24 protein-coding genes are annotated in these 19,627 nt (G+C 73.8%); 14 read left to right on the top strand and 10 right to left on the bottom strand.

Going from position 1 to position 19,627, the window contains the following annotated elements:
• Nucleotides 1-344 precede the first annotated feature (344 nt).
• Nucleotides 345-1,019, top strand: a complete 675-nt coding sequence (locus tag ACIP64_RS23375; RefSeq protein WP_401589937.1) for a histidine phosphatase family protein — start codon at nt 345-347, stop codon at nt 1,017-1,019.
• Nucleotides 1,020-1,085: 66 nt separating this feature from the next.
• Here ACIP64_RS23375 and ACIP64_RS23370 read toward each other — a convergent pair whose 3' ends face one another.
• Nucleotides 1,086-1,346, bottom strand: a complete 261-nt coding sequence (locus ACIP64_RS23370; protein WP_401589934.1) for a hypothetical protein — start codon at nt 1,344-1,346, stop codon at nt 1,086-1,088.
• Between the two features lie 139 nt (nt 1,347-1,485).
• Nucleotides 1,486-2,508 carry an NlpC/P60 family protein gene (locus tag ACIP64_RS23365; RefSeq protein ID WP_401589931.1) on the bottom strand — a complete coding sequence of 341 codons (1,023 nt, stop codon included), beginning with the start codon at nt 2,506-2,508 and terminating at the stop codon, nt 1,486-1,488.
• Nucleotides 2,509-2,849: 341 nt separating this feature from the next.
• On the opposite strand from ACIP64_RS23365, the gene ACIP64_RS23360 reads away from it, so the two are divergent.
• Nucleotides 2,850-3,464, top strand: coding sequence for a flavin reductase family protein (locus ACIP64_RS23360; protein WP_401589928.1), 615 nt, complete (start codon nt 2,850-2,852; stop codon nt 3,462-3,464).
• Nucleotides 3,465-3,502: 38 nt separating this feature from the next.
• Nucleotides 3,503-4,153 (top strand): hypothetical protein, encoded by a 651-nt coding sequence (locus ACIP64_RS23355; protein WP_401589925.1) that lies wholly within the window; start codon nt 3,503-3,505, stop codon nt 4,151-4,153.
• A 17-nt stretch (nt 4,154-4,170) separates the two neighbouring features.
• Here the strand turns inward: ACIP64_RS23355 and ACIP64_RS23350 are convergent, their stop codons facing one another.
• Nucleotides 4,171-4,860, bottom strand: coding sequence for a TVP38/TMEM64 family protein (locus ACIP64_RS23350; protein ID WP_401589922.1), 690 nt, complete (start codon nt 4,858-4,860; stop codon nt 4,171-4,173).
• A gap of 66 nt (nt 4,861-4,926) precedes the next feature.
• Between ACIP64_RS23350 and ACIP64_RS23345 the strand changes: the two genes are divergently transcribed.
• From ACIP64_RS23345 to ACIP64_RS23330, 4 genes are all read left to right on the top strand, one after another.
• Entirely contained in the window at nt 4,927-5,634 is a 708-nt protein-coding gene (locus ACIP64_RS23345) for a DNA alkylation repair protein (protein WP_401589919.1), read from the top strand.
• A 16-nt stretch (nt 5,635-5,650) separates the two neighbouring features.
• Nucleotides 5,651-6,310, top strand: a complete 660-nt coding sequence (locus ACIP64_RS23340; RefSeq protein ID WP_401589916.1) for a class I SAM-dependent methyltransferase — start codon at nt 5,651-5,653, stop codon at nt 6,308-6,310.
• Between the two features lie 299 nt (nt 6,311-6,609).
• On the top strand, nt 6,610-7,782 hold the full coding sequence (tuf, locus tag ACIP64_RS23335; protein ID WP_401589913.1) for an elongation factor Tu: 1,173 nt from the start codon (nt 6,610-6,612) through the stop codon (nt 7,780-7,782).
• A 74-nt stretch (nt 7,783-7,856) separates the two neighbouring features.
• On the top strand, nt 7,857-8,717 hold the full coding sequence (locus ACIP64_RS23330) for a spermidine synthase (RefSeq protein WP_401589910.1): 861 nt from the start codon (nt 7,857-7,859) through the stop codon (nt 8,715-8,717).
• Here ACIP64_RS23330 and ACIP64_RS23325 read toward each other — a convergent pair.
• Nucleotides 8,657-9,994, bottom strand: a complete 1,338-nt coding sequence (locus ACIP64_RS23325) for an MFS transporter (protein WP_401589907.1) — start codon at nt 9,992-9,994, stop codon at nt 8,657-8,659. The genes ACIP64_RS23330 and ACIP64_RS23325 overlap by 61 nt on opposite strands.
• A gap of 87 nt (nt 9,995-10,081) precedes the next feature.
• Nucleotides 10,082-11,080, bottom strand: a complete 999-nt coding sequence (locus ACIP64_RS23320; protein WP_401589904.1) for a hypothetical protein — start codon at nt 11,078-11,080, stop codon at nt 10,082-10,084.
• Nucleotides 11,081-11,152: 72 nt separating this feature from the next.
• Between ACIP64_RS23320 and ACIP64_RS23315 the strand changes: the two genes are divergently transcribed.
• Complete coding sequence (locus ACIP64_RS23315) at nt 11,153-11,605, top strand: DUF4442 domain-containing protein (protein ID WP_360917053.1); 453 nt, start codon at nt 11,153-11,155, stop codon at nt 11,603-11,605.
• Between the two features lie 53 nt (nt 11,606-11,658).
• On the opposite strand, the gene ACIP64_RS23310 is transcribed toward ACIP64_RS23315, so the two are convergent.
• Complete coding sequence (locus ACIP64_RS23310) at nt 11,659-12,459, bottom strand: hypothetical protein (RefSeq protein WP_401589901.1); 801 nt, start codon at nt 12,457-12,459, stop codon at nt 11,659-11,661.
• Between the two features lie 272 nt (nt 12,460-12,731).
• Here ACIP64_RS23310 and ACIP64_RS23305 point away from each other — a divergent pair, with 272 nt between their 5' ends.
• Nucleotides 12,732-13,400: a DedA family protein gene (locus ACIP64_RS23305; RefSeq protein ID WP_401589898.1), complete on the top strand. Its 669-nt coding sequence runs from the start codon at nt 12,732-12,734 to the stop codon at nt 13,398-13,400.
• A gap of 10 nt (nt 13,401-13,410) precedes the next feature.
• Here ACIP64_RS23305 and ACIP64_RS23300 read toward each other — a convergent pair whose 3' ends face one another.
• Nucleotides 13,411-13,962 carry a gamma carbonic anhydrase family protein gene (locus ACIP64_RS23300; protein WP_401589895.1) on the bottom strand — a complete coding sequence of 184 codons (552 nt, stop codon included), beginning with the start codon at nt 13,960-13,962 and terminating at the stop codon, nt 13,411-13,413.
• Nucleotides 13,963-14,018: 56 nt separating this feature from the next.
• On the opposite strand from ACIP64_RS23300, the gene ACIP64_RS23295 reads away from it, so the two are divergent.
• The 4 genes from ACIP64_RS23295 (at nt 14,019) to ACIP64_RS23280 (ending at nt 17,172) form a co-directional block, all read left to right on the top strand.
• The gene (locus tag ACIP64_RS23295; RefSeq protein ID WP_401589892.1) at nt 14,019-14,939 is read left to right on the top strand and encodes a pseudouridine-5'-phosphate glycosidase; all 921 of its coding nucleotides are present in this window, start codon (nt 14,019-14,021) and stop codon (nt 14,937-14,939) included.
• A gap of 40 nt (nt 14,940-14,979) precedes the next feature.
• Nucleotides 14,980-15,729 carry an acyltransferase gene (locus ACIP64_RS23290; RefSeq protein WP_401589889.1) on the top strand — a complete coding sequence of 250 codons (750 nt, stop codon included), beginning with the start codon at nt 14,980-14,982 and terminating at the stop codon, nt 15,727-15,729.
• A 70-nt stretch (nt 15,730-15,799) separates the two neighbouring features.
• Nucleotides 15,800-16,357: a YbaK/EbsC family protein gene (locus ACIP64_RS23285; RefSeq protein ID WP_401589886.1), complete on the top strand. Its 558-nt coding sequence runs from the start codon at nt 15,800-15,802 to the stop codon at nt 16,355-16,357.
• Nucleotides 16,354-17,172: a GNAT family N-acetyltransferase gene (locus tag ACIP64_RS23280; RefSeq protein WP_401589883.1), complete on the top strand. Its 819-nt coding sequence runs from the start codon at nt 16,354-16,356 to the stop codon at nt 17,170-17,172. Before ACIP64_RS23285 ends, ACIP64_RS23280 begins: the two co-directional genes overlap by 4 nt.
• On the opposite strand, the gene ACIP64_RS23275 is transcribed toward ACIP64_RS23280, so the two are convergent.
• Both ACIP64_RS23275 and ACIP64_RS23270 read right to left on the bottom strand, forming a co-directional pair.
• The gene (locus ACIP64_RS23275) at nt 17,147-17,650 is read right to left on the bottom strand and encodes a GNAT family N-acetyltransferase (protein ID WP_401589880.1); all 504 of its coding nucleotides are present in this window, start codon (nt 17,648-17,650) and stop codon (nt 17,147-17,149) included. The genes ACIP64_RS23280 and ACIP64_RS23275 overlap by 26 nt on opposite strands.
• Nucleotides 17,647-18,054, bottom strand: coding sequence for a CoA-binding protein (locus ACIP64_RS23270; protein WP_401589877.1), 408 nt, complete (start codon nt 18,052-18,054; stop codon nt 17,647-17,649). The genes ACIP64_RS23275 and ACIP64_RS23270 overlap by 4 nt, the downstream gene beginning before the upstream one ends.
• Nucleotides 18,055-18,406: 352 nt before the next feature.
• Here ACIP64_RS23270 and ACIP64_RS23265 point away from each other — a divergent pair, with 352 nt between their 5' ends.
• On the top strand, nt 18,407-19,033 hold the full coding sequence (locus ACIP64_RS23265) for a YigZ family protein (protein WP_360917081.1): 627 nt from the start codon (nt 18,407-18,409) through the stop codon (nt 19,031-19,033).
• Here ACIP64_RS23265 and ACIP64_RS23260 read toward each other — a convergent pair.
• Nucleotides 19,030-19,599: a histidine phosphatase family protein gene (locus ACIP64_RS23260; RefSeq protein ID WP_401589872.1), complete on the bottom strand. Its 570-nt coding sequence runs from the start codon at nt 19,597-19,599 to the stop codon at nt 19,030-19,032. The two genes, ACIP64_RS23265 and ACIP64_RS23260, sit on opposite strands and share 4 nt — an antisense overlap.
• Nucleotides 19,600-19,627: the final 28 nt, after the last annotated feature.

Raw genomic sequence — 19,627 nt, 5'->3', positions numbered from 1 at the left:
TGGGCCCATGCCGGATGCCTACCCCGCGCGCGGCCGTACCCCGTCCGCGCGCCGCCGCACCGGCCGGATGGCGGATGCTGTCCCGCCGGTCGGTGGAGGCAGCCGCCGCCGACTGGAGGATGGATCCCGGCGAGGCCCGGCGGGATGCTGTAACCAGGAAAAACCTGTCCGCACAGCCACGCGGCAGCCACGAACCGCAGCACCCATGGCCGGCGCCTGCGGCCTTCTCACGTCGCCTCGTCACCCGAGTGGCGGCAGACAGCCCACGGACCGTGTGGGAGAACGGTTGCCGGAGCCTCGCAGCACGGCCCGGTACCCGACCGGGAAAGGAAGGAGGCCACCGTATGGCGATCCACCTGACCCTTCTGTGCGCGGCCACCGAGACCAGCGGACGTGAAGCGGTCTTCGGCGACGAGCCCGCGGGGAAGCGGCTGCCCGGCAGCATGGCGCTGCCCGCGTTCGTCACCCACCCGCTGACCATCCGGGCGCCCTCGGCACGCTGCGCACGGACGGCGGCCGCTCTCGGCCTCGAACCGACCGTCGAGCCCGCACTGCGGGACCTGGACTACGGGCGCTGGAAGGGCCACACCCGCGGGGAGATCGCGGCCATGGACCCCTACGGCCTGTCCACCTGGCTGACCGACCCGGACGCCGCACCGCACGGCGGCGAATCCGTCCGGCAGCTCTGCGACCGGGCCGCCGACTGGCTCGTCAAACTGCCGCGCGGCACCCGGCCGACGCTGGCCGTGGTCGAGCCCGCCGTCGCCCGCGCGCTGCTCGTGCACGCGCTCTCCGCGCCGGCGAGGACCTTCTGGCACCTCGACGTGCGGCCGCTGTCGTCGGTGTCGCTGGTCTCCACGGACAACGGCTGGCAGGTCACCCCCGCCTACGAGGCGGACCGCGACTCCTCCCGGCCGGCGGGAAGCGTGCCCATAGCGGTCAACGGGGCGCCCTTCGGCTCCCCCCGGCGCCACGCGCCGGTGGAGCAGGCGAAGGCCGCGGCGCCGCCGCTCTCATGACGCTGTGACGCTGCGACGCGAAGGCGCCCGCGGCCGGATGGCCGCGGGCGCCTCTGTCAGGCCGTCTCAGGGTGCCAGGCCGGCACTCTTCATCTGCTCCTGGCCGACCTCGGTGATGATGCGCTGAAGGGTGGCCTCGTCGACGCCCGCACAGGCTCCCGGGCGGCTGAAGTCGGTGGAGTTGTGCTTGATGTCGTCGAACAGCTCGGTCACGGCGGCCTTGCAGGCGGCGGTGTCGGACGTGGCGTCGCTGCCGCAGCCGGTGAGCAGCAGGGCGGCTGCCGCGGTGACGACGGCGGCCGCGAGTGCGGCGGTACGTGTGCGCATGGTTCCCCCCGTGGTGATGGCTACGGGAGCATCATGCGCCGCCGTTCCGCCGCGCGGGCGGCCCGTGACCGGGCGGTGCCCGGGCTGTGACACCCCGCGGATCCCGGACACCGTGTGAAGACCGCCCGGTGGTCCCGGGTCAGACGCGGACCCCGAACTGGAACGGCATGTTGTTGATCGACTCGTAGCGGACGAACGCGCCGGAGTGGGGCGCGTGCAGGACCATGCCGTTGCCTGCGTAGAGGCCGATGTGGTGCAGGTCGCCGTAGAAGAGGACCAGGTCGCCGGGCTTGAGCTGACTCATCGTCAGGCGGGTGCCGGCGTTCGCCTGGTCCTGCGACATCCGGGGCAGCCTGACGTCGGCCTGGGCGTACGCCCACATGGTCAGGCCCGAGCAGTCGAAGGACGTCGGACCCGTGTGGCTGAAGACGTACGGCATGTTGATCCGGGTCTGGGCGGCCGCGAGAGCGGCGGCCGCGCGGCCGGAAGCCGGGGTGTCGTTGCCCAGGTTGACGTGCTCGCCGCCAACGGCGACGACGTCCGCGGCGGCGACCGCGGCGCGCTGGGCGGCCGTCAGCGAGTTGAGCAGCTTCTGCGTCTCCGCCAGCTTGCCCTGGACCGCCTTCTTGTTCCTGGTCAGTTCGGCGCGGGTCCGGTCCAGCTCGGAGAGCTTGCTCGCCGCCTCCGCCTTCTGCTGGTCGAGGCTGCGCTTCTTCTCCGCGATCTGCCGCAGGCCCTCGGCCTGCTGGGTGCTCAGCGCCTCGATCGTGGACGCCTTGTCGAGGTAGCTCTCCGGGTCGGTGGAGAGGAAGAGCTGGAGCGTGGGGTCGATGCCGCCGCTGCGGTACTGGGCGCTGGCGAGGGCGCCGAGGTCGTCCTGGAGGTCGTTGAGTTCGCCCTGCTGGCGGGCCACCTCGTCCTGGATGACCTCGACCTGCTTCTGCAGCTGCTCCTGCTTCGCCTTGGCGCCGTTGAGCTTCTCGGTGGCCTGCTCGGTCTGCTCGTACAGCGCGTCGACCTTGGCCTTGACGCTCTTGACGGACTGCTTGGCCGGGGCGGCCTGGGCGGCCTGGGCGGAGAGGGCCACGGCTGCGGCGGCGGTCGCGGTGAGCACGGTGACACGTGCGCGACTGGTCTGCTTGGGACGACGGTGGGACGCCACGCAGGCGAGCTCCTTCTTCCTCCAGCCGCCTGCCGCATGCGTCGGGAACAGCGGTTCCCCGGCCCCGAGCGTCGGCGTCCCCCGTCGTACGCACGCCGCTTCGGATCGGCGGGACCTCTGCCGCCACCCCGATTGGGTGATCGCTGCACAGAGGTTCGAGGCATGACCCTAGTGACCATCTTGTGATCGGATCAAATCCCTTACGAAATAAAGCCGTCCGCCCGAGCCCCCTTTTTTGCCCGTATTGCACCTACGGTGACGACGAGTTGACGCAGCGCTCCCGGTTGATCGTCAGGGAGGATCGTTGGGGCGGGCAGGCGCCGAGGGGGATACTGGCGACCATGCGAATCGACTTCGATCCCGAGGCCATGGGCCGCAACCCGTTCTACAAGCTGCTGACCTCCGTGGTCGTGCCGCGGCCCATCGCGTGGGTGTCGACCCTGAGCGAGGCGGGAACGGCGAACCTCGCCCCGCACTCCTTCTTCACGGTCGCGTGCGTCAGCCCGCCGGTCGTGCAGTTCACGTCGGTCGGCCGGAAGGACTCACTGCGCAACATCGAGGAGACCCGGCAGTTCGTGGTCAACCTCGCCCCCGAGCACCTCTTCGAGCAGATCAACGCGACCGGGACCGACTTCCCGCGCGGCGTCAGCGAGTTCGACGAGATCGGCATCGCCCGCGAGCCCAGCCACGCGGTCAAGCCGCCGCGTGTGGCGGCCTCCCCGGTGGCCCTGGAGTGCGAACTGCACAGCACCGTGACCCTCGGCGACTCGACGGTCGTCTTCGGCCGTGTGGTGCACGCCGCCGTCTCCGAGGCCGTGATGGCCGACGGCAGCCCGGACGTCCGCAAACTGCGCCCGCTCGCGCGCCTCGGCAAGGACGAGTGGGGCACGACGGGCGACGTCCTGGAGATCTCCCGCATCCGCTACGCCGACTGGCCCGGCGCCCGCCAGGGCTGACCGGCCGGTCTGCGCCTCCGCCGCGTAGGCTGCGGCCTGTGAGCCACCATGTCACCCAAGTGCCCGACGGACTGAGCCGGATGGCGGCCTCCTTCCTGTGGCTCCACGCCGTCCGCGTCGAGCCGCGGCCCCTGGAGCGGTACCGGGAGCAGTGGCGGGAACACGGTATCTCCGCCGCGGCCATCGACCGGGCGGTCGCGTACGAGGCGCGCTGGGGCGGCTTCATGCTGCCACCCGCGCCCCGCTACGACGGCGGCCCCCATGTGCTCGGTGCGGACGTCCCCGACGGAGCGGAGGAGCGCGGCTGGTGGTTCGCGGCGGGCGACCAGCGCTGCTCGCTTCCTTACAGCTTCATGATCGGCCCCGAGGGCGAGTTCGGGATCCGCGGCGGGCGGTGGACCCCGCTGCACGCCCACATCGAGGGGTGGGTCGAGTCCGTGGCCCTGGCACACGATGCCGACCGGAACGCGCGGCGCATCACCCAGCTGTCAGGAGACGCCGTGGCGGGCCTGGACCTCGACGGCCTTGATCCCGTGCCGCTGGTGGAAGGTCTGGCCGACACATGGTGGCGGGGACCGGACTCGCTGGTGGCGGTCCACCGGGGCGAGGCGGAGCACTTCGGCCGCCCCGATTTTCTGACGGCCCGGGTCTACGAGGGCCTGCCGGAGCACGCCTTCTGGTTCGACTGACGGGAACCGCGAGGGCGTCAGCGGCGCTGGCGGCGGGCCCAGGCCGTGAAGACCAGTGCCCCGAGTCCCGTGACGGCCAGGAAGCCCATCGCCAGCAGGAACACCGGCGAGGTGGGGGTGGCGGCTCGGCTGCCCGCGACGACGTAGGCCGCGGTGTTCGGGATCACGCCGAGCGCCGTCGCGATCAGATACGGCACCAGGCGCGTCTCCGACACCGCCGCCGCGTAGTTGGCCGCCGAGAAGGGGATGCCGGGGAAGAGCCGCATCAGGAGCATCGTGCGGAAGCCGTGCCGGCTCAACTGCCGGTCGGCGGACTGCAGTATGCGGCCCCGCAGCAGCGGGCGCAGGGCGTCGCGGCCCAGGACCCGGCCGAGGACGAAGCAGATCGCGGCGGAGATCACCGTGCCGCCGATGGCCGCGGTCAGGCCCCACACCGAGCCGAAGAGCGCGCCGGCGCCCATGCTCAGCAGCGGTCGGGGGACGAAGGCCGTGGCACAGATGCCGTAGCCGACCGTGAACAGCACGATCGCCGCGAACCCCGTGAGCTGTGAGGGCCAGCCGTCGGCGAGATAGCGCTGCGGTTCGAAGAGCAGCACGCAGACCCCGGCGCCGACGAGGAGCACGACGAGCAGCGCCAGCCGGACCCACGGCGACACGCGCAGGCGCGAGCGCGGGCGGGAACCGGACAGGGCAGGAGCGTCGGACATCCCGCGAGCCTAGCCGAGGAGGATGGCCGTCCGGGGTCCGTCAGTGGTCCCGCGTACGGTGCGCGTATGACATCCCATGTCCCGGCCGTACCGGACAGCGCACTCGCCGATCTGGTGCTGCCCCGTCTGACCACGGTGTATGCCGCGGCCGCCGATCCGGTTCGGGCCGCCTCCGCGGCGGCGTACATGCGCGGAGCCTTCCCCTTTCTCGGCATCGCCACTCCTGCCCGGCGCGCGCTGTCCCGGGAGGTCCTGGCGGGCCTGCCCCGCCCCGGCGAGGCCGACTGCGCGGCCGTGGCGCTGCGCTGCTGGGCCCTGCCCGAACGGGAGTACCGGTATTTCGCGGTCGACTTCCTGCGCCGCCACATCGGCAGTTGCTCGTCCGCGTTCCTCGGCACCGCCCGGTACCTCGTGGCCACCGAGTCCTGGTGGGACACGGCCGACCTGCTCGCGGCGCATGTCGTCGGGCCCCTGGTCGCCGCCGATCCGGAGCTGGTGGCCGTCATGGACGCGTGGATCACCGACGGCGACCTGTGGATCGCGCGGACCGCCCTGCTCCACCAACTCACGTACAAGGGCGGCACCGACGCCGAGCGGCTGTTCCGCTACTGCCTGCTCCAGTCGGGGCACCGCGACTTCTTCGTCCGCAAGGCGATCGGCTGGGCGCTGCGCGAGTACGCCCGCACCGATCCCGACGCCGTAAGGGAGTTCGTGGTCTCGGCGGCGGACCGGCTGTCGCCGCTGTCGGTGCGCGAGGCCACCCGGCGCCTGTGACTGCCATGCTGGGCGCATGCCCAGTGCCGGAGAGCACGACCAGGACAGGGGGGACCGTGTGCGCCGGAGTTACGACGCCGTGGCGGGGGAGTACCGGACGCGCATCGGCGGCGAACTCGCGCACAAGCCGCTCGACCGCGCACTCCTGGGGGCCCTCGTCGAGGAGACGGCCGACGGCGCGCCCGTTGCCGACCTGGGCTGCGGACCCGGCCATGTGACCGGCTGGCTCGCCGCGCGGGGCGTGCGGGCGGTGGGGATCGACCTGTCCCCGCGGATGGTCGGGCTCGCCCGCGCCGACCACCCCGCCGCCGAGTTCCGGGTGGGCGACCTGCGCCGTCTCCCGGCCGCCGACGGCGAGTTCGGCGCCGCCGTCGCCCTGTACAGCGTGATCCACCTCGCTCCGGACGAACTGCGGCCCGCCTTCGCGGAGATGAGGCGTGTGCTGCGCCCCGCCGCACCGCTGCTCGTCGCCTTCCACCTCGGCGACGAGGTCCGCCACATGGCGCGCTGGTGGGACCACGACGTCGACGTGGACTTCCACTTCCTCGACGCCGCGGACGTCCGCGCCGCCATGGAGGCCACCGGGTTCACCGTGCGGGCGGCCCTGGAGCGCACGCACTACCCGCACGAGGCCGCGTCCCGCCGCGCCTACGTACTGGCGCGCCGCGCCGTGTGACGCGGCGCGGCGTCGTGCCGTCGCGGAAATTGGGTGGCCCCGGGCCCGTCCCGTGCCGCATGATCGGCGGCATGTTCCGGTACGCCTTCCTCGCAGACGCCTCCGCGGTCGCGGACGCGCCGAAGGCTGCGCCGGCACCGGCTTCCCCGGTCCACGCGTTCGGCGGCGCCCGAACCTGACCCTCCCCGGACAGTCCGGCGGACCCCGCAGGGGAGGGTCGGCAGGACGCAGGGGTCCCGTTCCGCAGATCGGCTTGTCGACACCACAGACGAGTCGACTGATCGAGGAAGCACCTCACCATGCCCAAGCAGGCGTACCAGCGCACCAAGCCGCACCTGAACATCGGCACCATGGGCCATGTCGACCACGGCAAGACCACCCTCACCGCCGCCATCACCAAGGTCCTCAGCGACCGCGGTTCCGCCGCCTTCGTGCCGTTCGACCGGATCGACAAGGCCCCGGAGGAGGCCGCCCGCGGGATCACCATCACCATCGCGCACGTCGAGTACGAGACGGCCACCCGGCACTACGCCCACGTCGACATGCCGGGGCACGCCGACTACGTGAAGAACATGATCACCGGGGCGGCGCAGCTCGACGGCGCGATCCTGGTCGTCTCGGCCCTCGACGGGGTCATGCCGCAGACCGCCGAGCACGTGCTGCTCGCCCGGCAGGTCGGCGTCGGGCACATCGTCGTCGCGCTCAACAAGGCCGACGCCGGGGACCCCGAACTGACCGACCTGGTCGAGCTGGAGGTGCGTGAGCTGCTCTCCGGCCAGGGCTACCCCGGGGACACCCTCCCCGTCGTCCGGGTCTCCGGGCTCAAGGCGCTGGAGGGCGACCCGCGGTGGACGGCGGCGATCGGCGAACTGCTCGACGCCGTGGACGCGTACGTGCCGATGCCGCACCGCTACACCGACGCGCCGTTCCTGCTGCCGGTGGAGAACGTGCTGACCATCACCGGCCGTGGCACGGTCGTCACCGGCGCGGTGGAGCGCGGCACGGTCCGGGTGGGGGACCGTGTCGAGGTGCTCGGTGCGGACACCGCGTCCGTGGTCACCGGGCTGGAGACCTTCGGCAAGCCGATGGACGAGGCCCAGGCCGGTGACAACGTCGCACTGCTGCTGCGCGGCGTCCCGCGCGACGTCGTGCGGCGCGGCCACGTCGTCGCCGCGCCCGGGAGCGTCACGCCCAGCCGCCGGTTCCGGGCCGGGGTGTACCTGCTTCCGGCCGCCGAGGGCGGGCGGCGCACAGCCATCGCGACCGGCTACCGCCCGCAGTTCTACGTGCGGACGGCGGACGTCGTCGGCGACGTGGACCTCGGCGCGGCCGGGATCGCGCTGCCGGGGGCGAGGGTGGAGATGACGGTCGAGCTGGGCCGGGCGGTGCCGCTGGAGACGGGTCTCGGCTTCGCCGTCCGCGAGGGCGGGCGCACCGTCGGCGCCGGTACCGTCACCGAGCTGCTCGACTGACCGCCTGACGCGGGGGCCCGGGCCCGGCCCGGGCCCCCGCGAACGGGCGCGCTCCGCGCTGGGACAATGGTCCGGTGGAGGACGACGACGAACGCATCCCGGTGAGCGAGGCGGTGGACTTCGGCGCGGCGAAACTGCTGCCCGACGTGGACCGGCCCGCCGGCTGGCTGCTGACCGTCGACGGTGCCCCTCAGTCGTACGTCGACCTCGACGACCCGACGCACCTGGAGTTCGAGTACACCCGGCGCCTGGCCCACGTCCTGGACGAGTCGTCGCCCGCCGGGCAGCCGCTGGACGTCGTCCACCTCGGCGGCGGCGCGCTGACGCTGCCGCGGTACACCGCCGCCACCCGGCCCGGCTCGCGCCAGCGCGTGGTCGAGGCCGACCGGGCGCTCGCGGAGCTGGTCGCCCGCGAGCTGCCGCTGCCCGCGGGCGCCGCCGGAGGACTGACCGTGGCGACGGACGACGCCCGCAGCTGGCTGACGGCGGCGCCGGACGCCTCGGCGGACGTCGTGGTCGCCGACGTCTTCGGCGGCTCGCGGGTGCCCGCGCACCTCACGTCGTACGAGTTCCTCACCGAGGCCGCGCGCGTGCTGCGTCCGGACGGCGTCTACCTGGCCAATCTCGCCGACTCCGCGCCCTTCGACTTCCTGCGGCCCCAGATCGCGGGTCTGAACGACCTGTTCGGCGAGGTCTGCCTGATCGCGGAGCCCGGTGTGCTGCGGGGCCGCCGCTTCGGGAACACCGTGCTGGCCGCCTCCCGGCGGCCGTTGCCGGTCGCGCGGCTTGTGCGGCGCACTGTCGCGGATGCCTTCCCGGCGCGGGTCGTGCACGGTGATGCCCTCACGGTCTTCGTGCGGCGGGCGCGGCCCGTTCACGACAGGGACGCGGTGCCCTCGCCGGAGCCGCCGGGCGGGTCGTTCGGGGTGGGCTGAGCGATGTGTGCGGGTCCGCCGCCGGCGACCTCGGCGGTGGTGTCCCTGCGCCGCAGTTGGCGCACCTCGGGGGCGAGCAGGACGGCGGCGGTGAGGAGGACGGCGAGCCCCGCGCAGCCCCACAGGGCCCCGGTCAGCCCGAAGGCGCCGGCCGCGGGGCCCGCGAGCGCGGTGCCGAGAGGGATCATCGACACCGACCCGAACCAGTCGTAGGCGGCGACCCGGGACAGCTTGTCCTCCGGGATCTCCTGCCGCAGCGCCAACATCCACGTCACGCCGAAGACCTCCACGGAGAGCCCGGCCACGAGCATCGTCGCCGCGAGGAGCGGCACCGGCAGGACCAGCGCGAGCGCCACCGCGGGCAGGGCGAACGGGAAGACGCAGAGGGTGCCCGCGAGCAGGATGCGCCGCGGACGCCAGCGCAGCATGAGGAATCCGCCCGCGATGTTCCCCAGGCCGAACGCGGCCAGCGCCGCGCCCCACGGACCCGCGCCGCCGAGCCGGGCCTGCGAGACCAGGGGGCCGTACACCGCCTCCGCCGCGACCATGACCGCGTTGACGACGGAGAACTGCACCACGATGGCCCACAACCAGCGCCGGGACGCGAACTCCCGCCAGCCGTCGTGCAGATCGCGCAGGAGGCCGCCACTGGGCGCGGCCGCGGCCGCCGTCCGCCGCACCCGCAGCAGCGCGCGCAGCGACGCCGCGAACGCGAAGCAGGCCGCGTCCACGGCCAGGACCCATCCCGGGCCGACGAGCGCGATGAGCGCCCCGGCGAGCGCGGCGCCGCCGACATTGGCGCCGTTCACTCCCAGCCGGAAGACGGCGAAGGCGCGGCCTGCGTGGGCCCCGTCGACGGTGGACAGCAGCATGCCCTCGTTCGCGGGCGCGAAGAACGCGGTGCCCGTGCCGCCCAGCGCGGACAGCGCCGCCATCTGCCAGATGCGGGCGTCACCGGAGAGCACGAGCAGGGCGAACACGCCCTGGGAGACGGCGTTCAGGCAGTTCGCGGCGACCATGACCCGGTGCCGGGGCAGCCGGTCCGCGACCGCGCCGCCGATGAGCAGGAAGACCACCAGCGGCACCGTGCGTGCCGCCGCGACCAGGCCCACGTCCGTGCCGTCGCCGCCGGCCCGCAGGACGGCGAAGGCCGAGGCGACCACGGCGCCGGAAGTGCCGAGGTTGGTCACGAAGGCGGCCGCGGCCAGCAGGCGGAAGTTGCGCCCCGCCCAGTCGGGGAAGCGGGGCACGCGGAGGCGGGAGGCTGCGGGGGTCACCCGGGGACTATGGTCGCCCGGGCTGCCGTCTGCCAAGTCCATTTCGCGCAGGGCCCGGCGGTTCGGGGCCCGCCTACTACAGCGTGCTCAGCCGATGAGGCGGACGCTGTCGCGCACCTTGGCGACGGTCGCCGCGTCCGGACCCCCCTTGAAGCCGTCCACGACCAGGATCCAGGAGCGGACCTCCTTGTCCTTGCCGAGGAAGGTGAAGCTGTAGGCGGTGCCGTCGGCCGCGCACTTGCCCTTCATGCCGGTCGCCCGAGTGCTGGAGATCCAGCCGCCGACGCCCTGACGGTTCTTGTAGGCGCGGGTCGCGGACTGCGTGAGCTTGGTCCCGCCCTCCTGGTTGTACTTGGCGAACGCCCAGTTGTAGGCCTCGTTGGCCGCCTCGGACTGCAGGCTCTTGGCGCCCTTGCCGCCCTTCACGCCGGCCAGGCCGCGCTGGTCGGTGCCGCACCAGTCCTCGCCGAGGGTGGCGGCGCCGCCGGTGACGATGCGGTTCTTGTCCCACTCGTACCCGATGAGCAGGCCCGCCGACTTCACGGTCCAGTTCGCGGGGACGTCGTAGGCGACGCCCATGTCGCCGCGGACGACGGTCCGCCACCCGGCGACCACGGGCTTGATCGCGCTGTCGCCGGGGTTGCCGCGGGCGTCGTCGGCGCCGGGCCCCTCGTCGGAGGCACCTGCGGACGCGGGCGACGACGGCGCCGTGGGAGCGGAGGACGCCTCGTCCGAAGGGCTCGCCGAGGCCGTTCGGGCGCCGCTCGCGGAAGGGCCGGCCTCGGGGCCGCCGGAGTCGTCGCCGGTCAGTTTCACGGCGATCAGCACACCGGCCGCGGCGACCGCCGCGGCGGCGACCACGGACACCGCGACGGCCACGCCCCGCCGGTTGCCGGGCGGCTTCGGCGCCCCGGGGCCGCCCGGCAGCGTCTGCGCGCCCCACGGCGGGGGCGGCGGCTGATAGGCCGGGTGCTGCTGCGGTGCGTACGGAGAGGGGAACGGCTGCGGGGGCTGCTGCGGATACCGCTGACCCCCGGGCGCTTGCGGATACTGCTGTCCCCCGGGCTGCTGCTCTCCTGGCCACATGGCTGGAAACACTAGGGGTTGGGGCCTCCCGGTTCCATGGATCCCGTCATTACCGGCTGGTAACATCCGGCCATGTCCGAGAACCAGCCGCAGATAGCCGAGCTCCTGACGGCCACCGTGCCCATGGTGCGCACCCTCAACCTCGAGTACCTGGAGACCACCGCCGAGCGCGCGGTGCTCCGCCTCCCCGACCAGGCCGACTACCACAACCACGTGGGCGGCCCCCACGCCGGCGCCATGTTCACCCTCGCCGAGTCCGCCAGCGGCGCCATCGTGCTCGCCGCCTTCGCCGACCAGCTCTCCCGGGCGGTGCCCCTGGCCGTGCGCGCCGAGATCGCGTACAAGAAGCTCGCCATGGGCCCGGTCACCGCCACCGCCGAACTCGGGCGCCCCGCCGCCGATGTCGTCGCCGAACTCGACAAGGGCGAGCGCCCCGAGTTCCCGGTCACCGTCGCCATCCGGCGCGAGGACGGCGCCGTGACCGGCGAGATGTCGATCGTGTGGACCCTGCGCCCCAACTCCTGAGGCCCCTCCCGGGCGGCGGCCCCGCCACCCCTCCCCGCCGCCCGGGTCGTACCTCACGGGAGGCAGACCAGCACGGCGAGGGTGTAGACCCCCATGGTGGCCGAGGTCAGGTACGCCTCCCAGGAGCGGACGCCCCGCTGCGCCGAGTCCTCCATCGCGTGCGTCGTCCGCTGCACCCCCAGGAACGTCCCCGCCACGGCCAGCACGAGGCTGCAGGCCACGAGCCAGTTGACGCCGGTGGAGCCGATCCGGAAGTGGAGCCCCAGCGCGTAGAGGACGATCCCGGCGGCCGCGGGTACGGCGCTGGTGATCGCCACACGGTTGGCCTTCCGGTAGGCGTCGTCCTTGCCCTTGATCCACTGTGACGGCCGCCAGCCCTGCCGGACCGCCGGGTCCCGCGGCCCGGCCTGCCAGCTGTCGCCGATGGCGAAGGACGTGAAGTAGGTGCCGGCGAGTCCGCCGACGCCCGTGGTGACGGCGAACAGCGTCTTCTCGTGCGGGAGGTACACCGCCGCGAGGGCCTGGAAGGACGCCAGGATCGACAGCAGCGAGATCACGACCGGGACGGCGGCGTACATGACGGCCGCCGGGAGGTTGGCCGTATGGTCGCGCTCGGCCCCGATCGCGGCGAGCGCGATCGAACCGGTCAGGCTCGCGATCATGGCCACCACCAGCAGCCCGCAGGCCATCGCGATCAGCGTGTCCTGACCAGGGGGCCGTTCGGCGGTGAACAGGACCGTCACCGTGGGGAGGGACAGCGCGCCGAACGCCCCGACGATCGGCGCGTAGGAGGCCGCGCCCCTGCGCAAGTCGTAGCGTCCTTCGGCGTCTTGGGCGTTTCCGCTGTTCGGCATGGATCGACGTTAGAGGTGTACACGTCATATGCGGACAGCGTGGCGGACATGGTTATACATTCGGGACATCAACCGCGGTTCCGGACGCCGCCGGGTCCGGCACGCGCCGCCGCACGGGCGCGGCACCGTGAACGACGGGTTGCCGGCAGCCCTCGGCGAGCCGGCCGCACGGTCACCCGCGCCGCGCCGGGCCGTACGTCGGATACGCTGCAACGACGTGCGCGCGCGGCGCGCCGACCGGTACCCGACCGCCCCAGGGGAAGGAAGCGGCCTTGCACGTCCAGGAGTGGCTCGGGACGATCCCGCCCGTCAGCATCTATCTGCTGGTGGGCCTCGTGATCGGTGTGGAGAGCCTGGGCATACCCCTGCCGGGCGAGATCATCCTCGTGAGCGCCTCGCTGCTCGCCTCGCAGGGCCATGTCAACCCGTGGGTGGTCGGCATCTGCGCCACGGCCGGGGCGATCGTGGGCGACTCCATCGGCTACGCGATCGGCCGCCGCGGCGGACGTCCGCTGATGGACCGGCTCGGCCGGCGCTTCCCCAAGCACTTCTCCCCCGGCCACATCGCGACCGCCGAGGCGTCCTTCGAGCGCTGGGGCATGTGGGCGGTGTTCTTCGGGCGCTTCGTGGCACTGCTGCGGATCTTCGCCGGGCCGCTGTCCGGCGTGCTGCGCATGCCGTACTGGAAGTTCCTCGTCGCGAACGTGCTGGGCGGCATCGTCTGGGCGGGCGGCACGACGGCCGTCATCTACTACGTGGGCATCGTCGCCGAGCCCTGGCTCAAGCGGTTCTCCTGGGTGGGCCTCGGCGCGGCCGTGCTGATCGGCCTCGCGTCCTTCCTCGTCGTACGCCGCCGGGCCAAGGCCGCCGCGGCCGCCGTCGCGGAGCCCGAGAGGCCCGAGGAGCCCGAGGAGACTGCGGTCGCCGCGACGGCCGACTGAGCCGCCGCCCTCAGCCCGCGGAGTCCGCCGCGCCGTCGGCCAACGCGGCGCGGTGCGCTCCCGCCAGCTGTACGTAGTGCTCCGCGTTGAGCCGGATCATCTCCCGCTCCTCGGCGGTCAGTTCGCGCCGCACTTTGGCGGGCACCCCGGCCACCAGCGAGCCCGGCGGCACGCGCATCCCCTGCGGTACGAGCGCGCCCGCCGCCACCAGCGAACCCGTGCCGATGTGCGCGCCGTTGAGCACCGTCGCGCCCATGCCGACCAGCACGTGGTCCTCCACGACGCAGCCGTGCACCACCGCGTTGTGGCCGATCGTGACGCCCGCGCCGATCACGGCGGGGAAGCCCGGGTCGGCGTGGACCGTGGCGTTGTCCTGGACGTTGCTGCCCTCGCCGAGGGCGATCGGCGCGCAGTCGCCGCGGAGCACCGCGTGGTACCAGGCGCTGGCACCCGCCGCCATCGTCACCTCACCCAGCACCACCGAGGTCGGCGCGGCGAAGGCGTCCGGGTCCACCTGGGGGGTGTGGCCGCCCACGGCGGCGATCAAGGCTCTCTCCGTCATGGGGATCACCGTAGCCCCGCGATTGCGGTGATCGCGGGGCGGGTAGCGCCTACAGCGTGCTGAAGTTCTCCGATGATGTGATCGCCGCGCTGGAGTCCGGCGCGCCTGTCGTCGCCCTGGAGTCGACGATCATCTCCCACGGCCTGCCCCGCCCCCGCAACCTCCAGGTCGCCCGGGAACTGGAGGCCGCCGTGCGGGAGGCCGGGGCCGTACCGGCGACCGTCGCCGTCCTCGACGGCGTGCCGCGGGTCGGCCTGGACGACGAGGAACTGGAGCGCGTCGCCCACGACGAGGGCATGCGCAAGCTCGGCCACCGCGATCTGCCCGTCGCCCTCGCCACCGGCGCCAGCGGGGCCACCACCGTCTCCGCCACGGCGTTCCTCGCCGCCCGCGCCGGGCTGCGCTTCTTCGCCACCGGCGGGCTCGGCGGCGTGCACCGAGGCTGGACCCACGAGCAGGACGAGTCCGCCGACCTGCGGCTGCTCGCCGGAACCCGGATCACCGTGGTCTGCGCCGGGGTCAAGTCCATCCTCGACGTCCCCGCCACCCTGCAGCGGCTGGAGACCCTCGGCGTCACCGTCGTGGGCTACGGGACCGTGGAATTCCCCGGCTTCTACCTCAGCGGCTCCGGGCAGCCGGTCGACTGGACCGTCGGCACGCCCGAGGAGGTCGCGGCCGTCATGGCCGCCCAGGACGAGCTGAGCGGACCGCCCGCCGCGATCGTCGTCGCCAACCCGGTGCCCCGGGAGGAGCAGCTCGACCCGGAGCTCCACGACCGCGTGCTGGGGGAGGCGCTGGCCGCCGCCGAGGACCAGGGCGTGACCGGGCAGGCCGTCACCCCGTTCCTCCTCGGCCGGCTCGTCGAGGGCACGGCGGGGGCCAGCCTGGAGGCCAACCTCGCCGCGGTGCGCGGCAATGTGCGCCTGGCCGCACGGCTCGCCGTCGCCTGGTCCGAACGCGGCGCACATCACACCTGATCGACCGGCCGCGTGCGACGGCCCTCGATACGGTGAGCGGGTGCCGAAAAACGAGAACCTGTTCTCCCCGCTGGGTGCGTGGCGCCGCCGCGCCGCCTCCCGCCTGGTGCACCGCGGCTGGCGCTGGGTCCAGGGCGCGGGCGCGGTGACCGCCGAACGCCCCGGACCGCTGCGCTTCGGCCGCATCGGCACCGGGACCCGGCTGGCGTTCCCGCAGGGCACGATCTTCGGCGAGCGCTGGATCCACCTCGGCGACTACTGCATCATCGGCGAACAGGTCACCCTCACCGCCGGCATGATGCCCGGGCTCGACCTCGGCCCCGAACCCGTCGTCCGCCTCGGCGACGGCGTCGTCCTCGGCCGCGGAAGCCACGTCGTCGCCTCGCGTCCCGTGGTGTTCGGCAACGACGTCTACTGCGGTCCGTACGTCTACGTCACCAGTGACAACCACTCCTACGACGACCCCCATGAGCCCATCGGCCGGCAGTGGCCGCGTTCCGCGCCCGTCGAGATCGGCTCCGGGAGCTGGCTCGGCGCGGGAGCGGTGATCCTGCCGGGAGCCCGCCTCGGGCGCAACGTGGTGGTCGCGGCGGGCGCGATCGTCCGGGGCGAGGTCCCCGACCACTCGGTGGTGGCCGGCGCCCCGGCGCGCGTCGTGCGGCGCTGGGACCCCGAACGCGGCTGGGAGCCCCCGCTGCGCACACCCGCGCCCGTGCCCGTGCCGGCGGGCGCGACGCACCAGCAACTCGCCGACCTGGCCGCCCTGGCCGAACTCGAACCCGAGGGCTGACGCCGCGCGGGCTGTCCGCCCTCCGGATCGTGGGCGCGATCAACTGGGCGTCTTTGTTAGCGTGCCGGACATGCGCGCACCCATCGGTACCTTCACCGACGTATCTCCGGCCGTCCAGCGGCTCGACCTGCTGCCCGAGCCCGTCGCCGCGGCCCTCACCGCCTGGCAGGGCGAGGTACCGGTGGAGGAGGTGCTCCTCGTCGACACCGACCCCGAGAAGGCGGACACGGCGGTCTTCGCGGAGGCCTACGGCGTCGGCATGGACCAGTCCGCCAACTGCGTGGTCGTCGCCGGCAAGCGGGGCCAGGACGTGACGCTCGCCGCGTGCGTGGTCCTGGCCACCACCCGGGCCGACGTGAACGGCTTCGTCCGGCGCCATCTCGGCGTCCGCAAGGCCTCGTTCGCGCCGATGGACACCGCGGTCGGCGAGAGCGGCATGGAGTACGGCGGCATCACCCCGGTCGGGCTGCCCGCCGCGTGGCCGCTGCTGGTCGACGCGGCGGTCACGGACACGCCGTACGTGATCATCGGCAGCGGCAGGCGCCGCGGCAAGCTGCTCCTGCCCGGCAAGGCGCTGGCCTCCCTGCCCGGCGTGCAGGTCGTCGAGGAACTGGGTGTCACGGCGTGACCGAGGTGCTGGCGCGCCTGGAGCGCTACTACGACGCGGTGCCCCGGGCCGCCGCCCGCGCCGAGGACTTCGGCCCGCTGACCCTCTTCGTCCGCGACGGGATCGGCTGGCCGTACTACGCCCGGCCGGCGCTCGGATCGGACGGCCGGGTCGGGCGCGCGGACGTGGACAAGGTGCGGGAGCGGCAGCGGGCCCTCGGCGTGCCGGAGTGCTTCGAGTGGGTGGCCGAGACGACGCCCGGCCTGCGGGAGGCGGCGGAGGCCTCGGGCCTCCACGTGCACGCGCATCCGCTGATGGTGCTCGACCCGGGGGCGGCCGGCGCCGCTCCCGTGCCCGTCGACGGCGTGGACGTCCGCGTACTGGAGCCCGGCGACCCGGCGTTCGCCGGCGCCATCACGGTGCCCCACCTGGCGTTCGCGCACCCCGGCGCCGCGATCGGTCCGGCCGGGACCGGCGAACTGGACGCCGCCCGCGTGCTGCACGCCGCCCCGGCGGCCCTCGCGGCGGCCGAGGCGCGGGTCAAAGACGGCCTGACCGTCCACGCGGCGGCGGTGGACGGCACGACAGCGCTGTGCGCGGGGCAGTACAACCCTGTCGGTGAGGTCTGCGAGATCGTCGCCGTCGGCACGCTGCCCAGCGCCCGCCGCCGCGGCCTCGCGCTCGCGGTGACCTCCGTACTCGTGGCGCACGCCAGGGCGCGCGGCATGGGCACGGTGTTCCTGTCGGCGGGTGACGAGGACGTGGCCCGGATCTACGGCCGTATCGGCTTCCGCCGGGTCGGCACGGCCCTCATCGCGGAACCCGCGGCCGGCTGAGGTCCAGCGACAGCGGTATGGAGTGCTCGGCGAAGCCGAGGCTGCGGTACAGCGCCTCGGCCTCGGGCGTGGCGTGCAGGTCGACCCGCGTGACGCCGCGCTCGGCGAACCACGCGAGCAGCGCGCCCGTCGTCGCCCGCGCGTGGCCCAGTCCCCGGTAGCGGGGATCGGTGCAGACGTTGAACACGAAGCCGAAGCGCCCGTCCGGGTGCGAGGGCGCGGCCAGCCGCTGCTCCAGCCGCCCGACCGCGCACGCCGCCAGGTGCGGCCCCGCGCCGGGGTCGCCGTCCACCACGAACGCCCCGAGCTCCCTCCCGGCACCGCCGGCGAGCTGCTCCCGCGCCTGCCGCTCGGCGGCGGCCTCCCACGCCCCGGCCTCGTCCCGGCCCGTCATGGCCTGGAACATCAGCCGGCGCAGGCGCACCAGCTCGGCGGCGTCCTCGGGGCGGGCGGGGCGTACGGGGGAGTTCGCGGTCATCCGAGGCGCGGGATCTCGATCGCCGGGCAGCGGTCCATGACCATGACCAGGCCCGCGTCCTCCGTGCGCGCGTACGCCGCGTCGTCGATCACGTCCAGCTGGAACCAGACGCCCTTGGCGCCGATCGCCACGGCCTCGTCCGCCACCGCCCCGGCCAGCTCCGAATTGACGAAGACGTCCACGACGTCGACCGGGAAGGGAATGTCCGCCAGCGAGGCGTAGCCCTGCTCCCCGTGCACCGTCTCGGCCTTCGGGTGCACCGGCACCACGCGCTTGCCGAAGCGCTGCAGCACCCGGGCGACCCCGTAGGCGGCGCGCGAGGTGTTGTTGGACAGGCCCACCACGGCCCAGGTGTCCCCGAGACCGGTCAGCAGCTCGCGTACCGCCGCGTCGTCTTCCCGCACGTCGTCCTCCCTCGGGCCCGCGATGACTCTCCGCAGCAGTCAACCAGAGGTCCCGTCCGGCCATTCCCGCGGGGACCCCGGGACGAGGCCCCCGTGCACGGCGCGGTCGTGGAGGCGCTGGGACGGTCTCGAGGAGGTGCAGGAGCGTCGAGGCGACGCCGTAGCAGTCGTCCGGACCGAAGCAGGCGACGAGGACCCGGGCCTCCTCCTTCGCGACCGGCCGGGCGATCGCGCCGAGCTGCGGGCCACGCTCGTCGATCTCCTCCGCGCTCGCGCCCTGGTGGGGAAGCGGGCCGTCGGCAACGAACGCAGGCGTTCCGGCCCTGCTCACTCAAGGGATTAGGGTGGCGGGGTGGTGGAGCGGTATCTGACGATCGGGCGCGCGGGCGTCCACGAGAGCGAGATCAAGCGGTCGCGCTTCCTGTGCGCCCTGGGGCCCGTGCCGAGCGAGGCGGCGGCACAGGAGTTCATCGCCCGCGTCCGCCGCGAGCACCCCTCCGCCAGCCACAACTGCTACGCCTACGTCATCGGCGCCGAGGGCCGCGTGCACAAGGCGAGCGACGACGGCGAGCCCGGCGGCACCGCGGGCACGCCCATGCTCCAGGTCCTGCTGCGCCGGGAGATCCGGGACGTCGTCGCCGTCGTCACCCGCTACTACGGCGGGATCCAGCTCGGGGCGGGCGGCCTGGTACGGGCGTACGGCGGCGCGGTCTCCGCCGCGCTGGACGAGCTCGGCACCGTCGAGCGGCAGAAGCTCGCGCTGGTCACCGTCGTCGTCGACCACCAGCGCGCCGGCCGCATCGAGAACGATCTGCGCGCGGCCGGCCGTGCGGTGCGCGGGGTGGCGTACGCGGCCGATGTCCGCATCGAACTCGGGGTGCCCGAGGAGGAACTGGAGTCCTTCCGCGGCTGGCTCGCGGACGCCTCCGCCGGTTCGGCGGCGATGGAGGTCTCGGGCAGCGCGTACGTGGATGTCTAGGGCCGTCCAGGGCCCGTCAGGTGCGCGGTCGAGGCGATGTCCACGACGGACAGGCCGTCGAGCGTGGTGATCGCGCAGGACGGCACGCCGTCGCGCAGCAACCCGGCCGGCACGGCGTCGTCACCGGCCAGGGTGCGCAGCAGGTCCACCGTCACCCCGCCGTGCGTGACGAGGGCGACCGGGCCGGGCACTCCTGCCAGGTCGAGCAGGCAGGCGCGCAGGCGCTCCGCCGCGGCACGGGAGGAGTCGCCGGACGCCGGGACGGCATCGCGGTCCCGCACCGAGGCGGCCCAGTCCGTGAGGAAGTCCTCCGCGGACTGCGACGGGTCCCAGTTCATCCGCTCCCGCAGGCGGGCGTCCTCCCGGACGGGCAGCCCCGTCCGGGACGCGATGATCGCGGCGGTCTCCCGCGCCCGGCGCAGCGGGCTGCTGAGAACGGCGCGCACGCCGAGGTGCCGCAGCCGGTCGGCGGTCCTGGCGGCCTGCCGCCGGCCCGCGGCGGTCAACCCCGGGTCGCCGGGCAGGCGTTCCTTCTCGGCGTGCTGCACCAGATGGAAGACGGTCACACCGGCAGAATGCGCCTCGAGCCCGTCC

It is taken from the genome of Streptomyces sp. NPDC088733 (genome assembly GCF_044751185.1).
Lineage (GTDB): Bacteria > Actinomycetota > Actinomycetes > Streptomycetales > Streptomycetaceae > Actinacidiphila.
The sequence above is the reverse complement of the archived record's forward strand: the minus strand, read 5'-3'. Positions and strand labels throughout refer to the sequence as shown.

Excerpts from the sequence above, each read along its gene's own strand:
- tuf (WP_401589913.1), top strand. The coding sequence starts at position 6,610 with ATGCCCAAGCAGGCGTACCAGCGCACCAAGCCGCACCTGAACATCGGC.
- ACIP64_RS23285 (WP_401589886.1), top strand. The coding sequence starts at position 15,800 with ATGCGCGCACCCATCGGTACCTTCACCGACGTATCTCCGGCCGTCCAG.
- ACIP64_RS23275 (WP_401589880.1), bottom strand. The coding sequence starts at position 17,650 with ATGACCGCGAACTCCCCCGTACGCCCCGCCCGCCCCGAGGACGCCGCC.
- ACIP64_RS23350 (WP_401589922.1), bottom strand. The coding sequence starts at position 4,860 with ATGTCCGACGCTCCTGCCCTGTCCGGTTCCCGCCCGCGCTCGCGCCTG.
- ACIP64_RS23310 (WP_401589901.1), bottom strand. The coding sequence starts at position 12,459 with ATGCCGAACAGCGGAAACGCCCAAGACGCCGAAGGACGCTACGACTTG.
- ACIP64_RS23375 (WP_401589937.1), top strand. The coding sequence starts at position 345 with ATGGCGATCCACCTGACCCTTCTGTGCGCGGCCACCGAGACCAGCGGA.
- ACIP64_RS23370 (WP_401589934.1), bottom strand. The coding sequence starts at position 1,346 with ATGCGCACACGTACCGCCGCACTCGCGGCCGCCGTCGTCACCGCGGCA.
- ACIP64_RS23315 (WP_360917053.1), top strand. The coding sequence starts at position 11,153 with ATGTCCGAGAACCAGCCGCAGATAGCCGAGCTCCTGACGGCCACCGTG.
- ACIP64_RS23360 (WP_401589928.1), top strand. The coding sequence starts at position 2,850 with ATGCGAATCGACTTCGATCCCGAGGCCATGGGCCGCAACCCGTTCTAC.
- ACIP64_RS23320 (WP_401589904.1), bottom strand. The coding sequence starts at position 11,080 with ATGTGGCCAGGAGAGCAGCAGCCCGGGGGACAGCAGTATCCGCAAGCG.
- ACIP64_RS23340 (WP_401589916.1), top strand. The coding sequence starts at position 5,651 with ATGCCCAGTGCCGGAGAGCACGACCAGGACAGGGGGGACCGTGTGCGC.
- ACIP64_RS23345 (WP_401589919.1), top strand. The coding sequence starts at position 4,927 with ATGACATCCCATGTCCCGGCCGTACCGGACAGCGCACTCGCCGATCTG.
- ACIP64_RS23300 (WP_401589895.1), bottom strand. The coding sequence starts at position 13,962 with ATGACGGAGAGAGCCTTGATCGCCGCCGTGGGCGGCCACACCCCCCAG.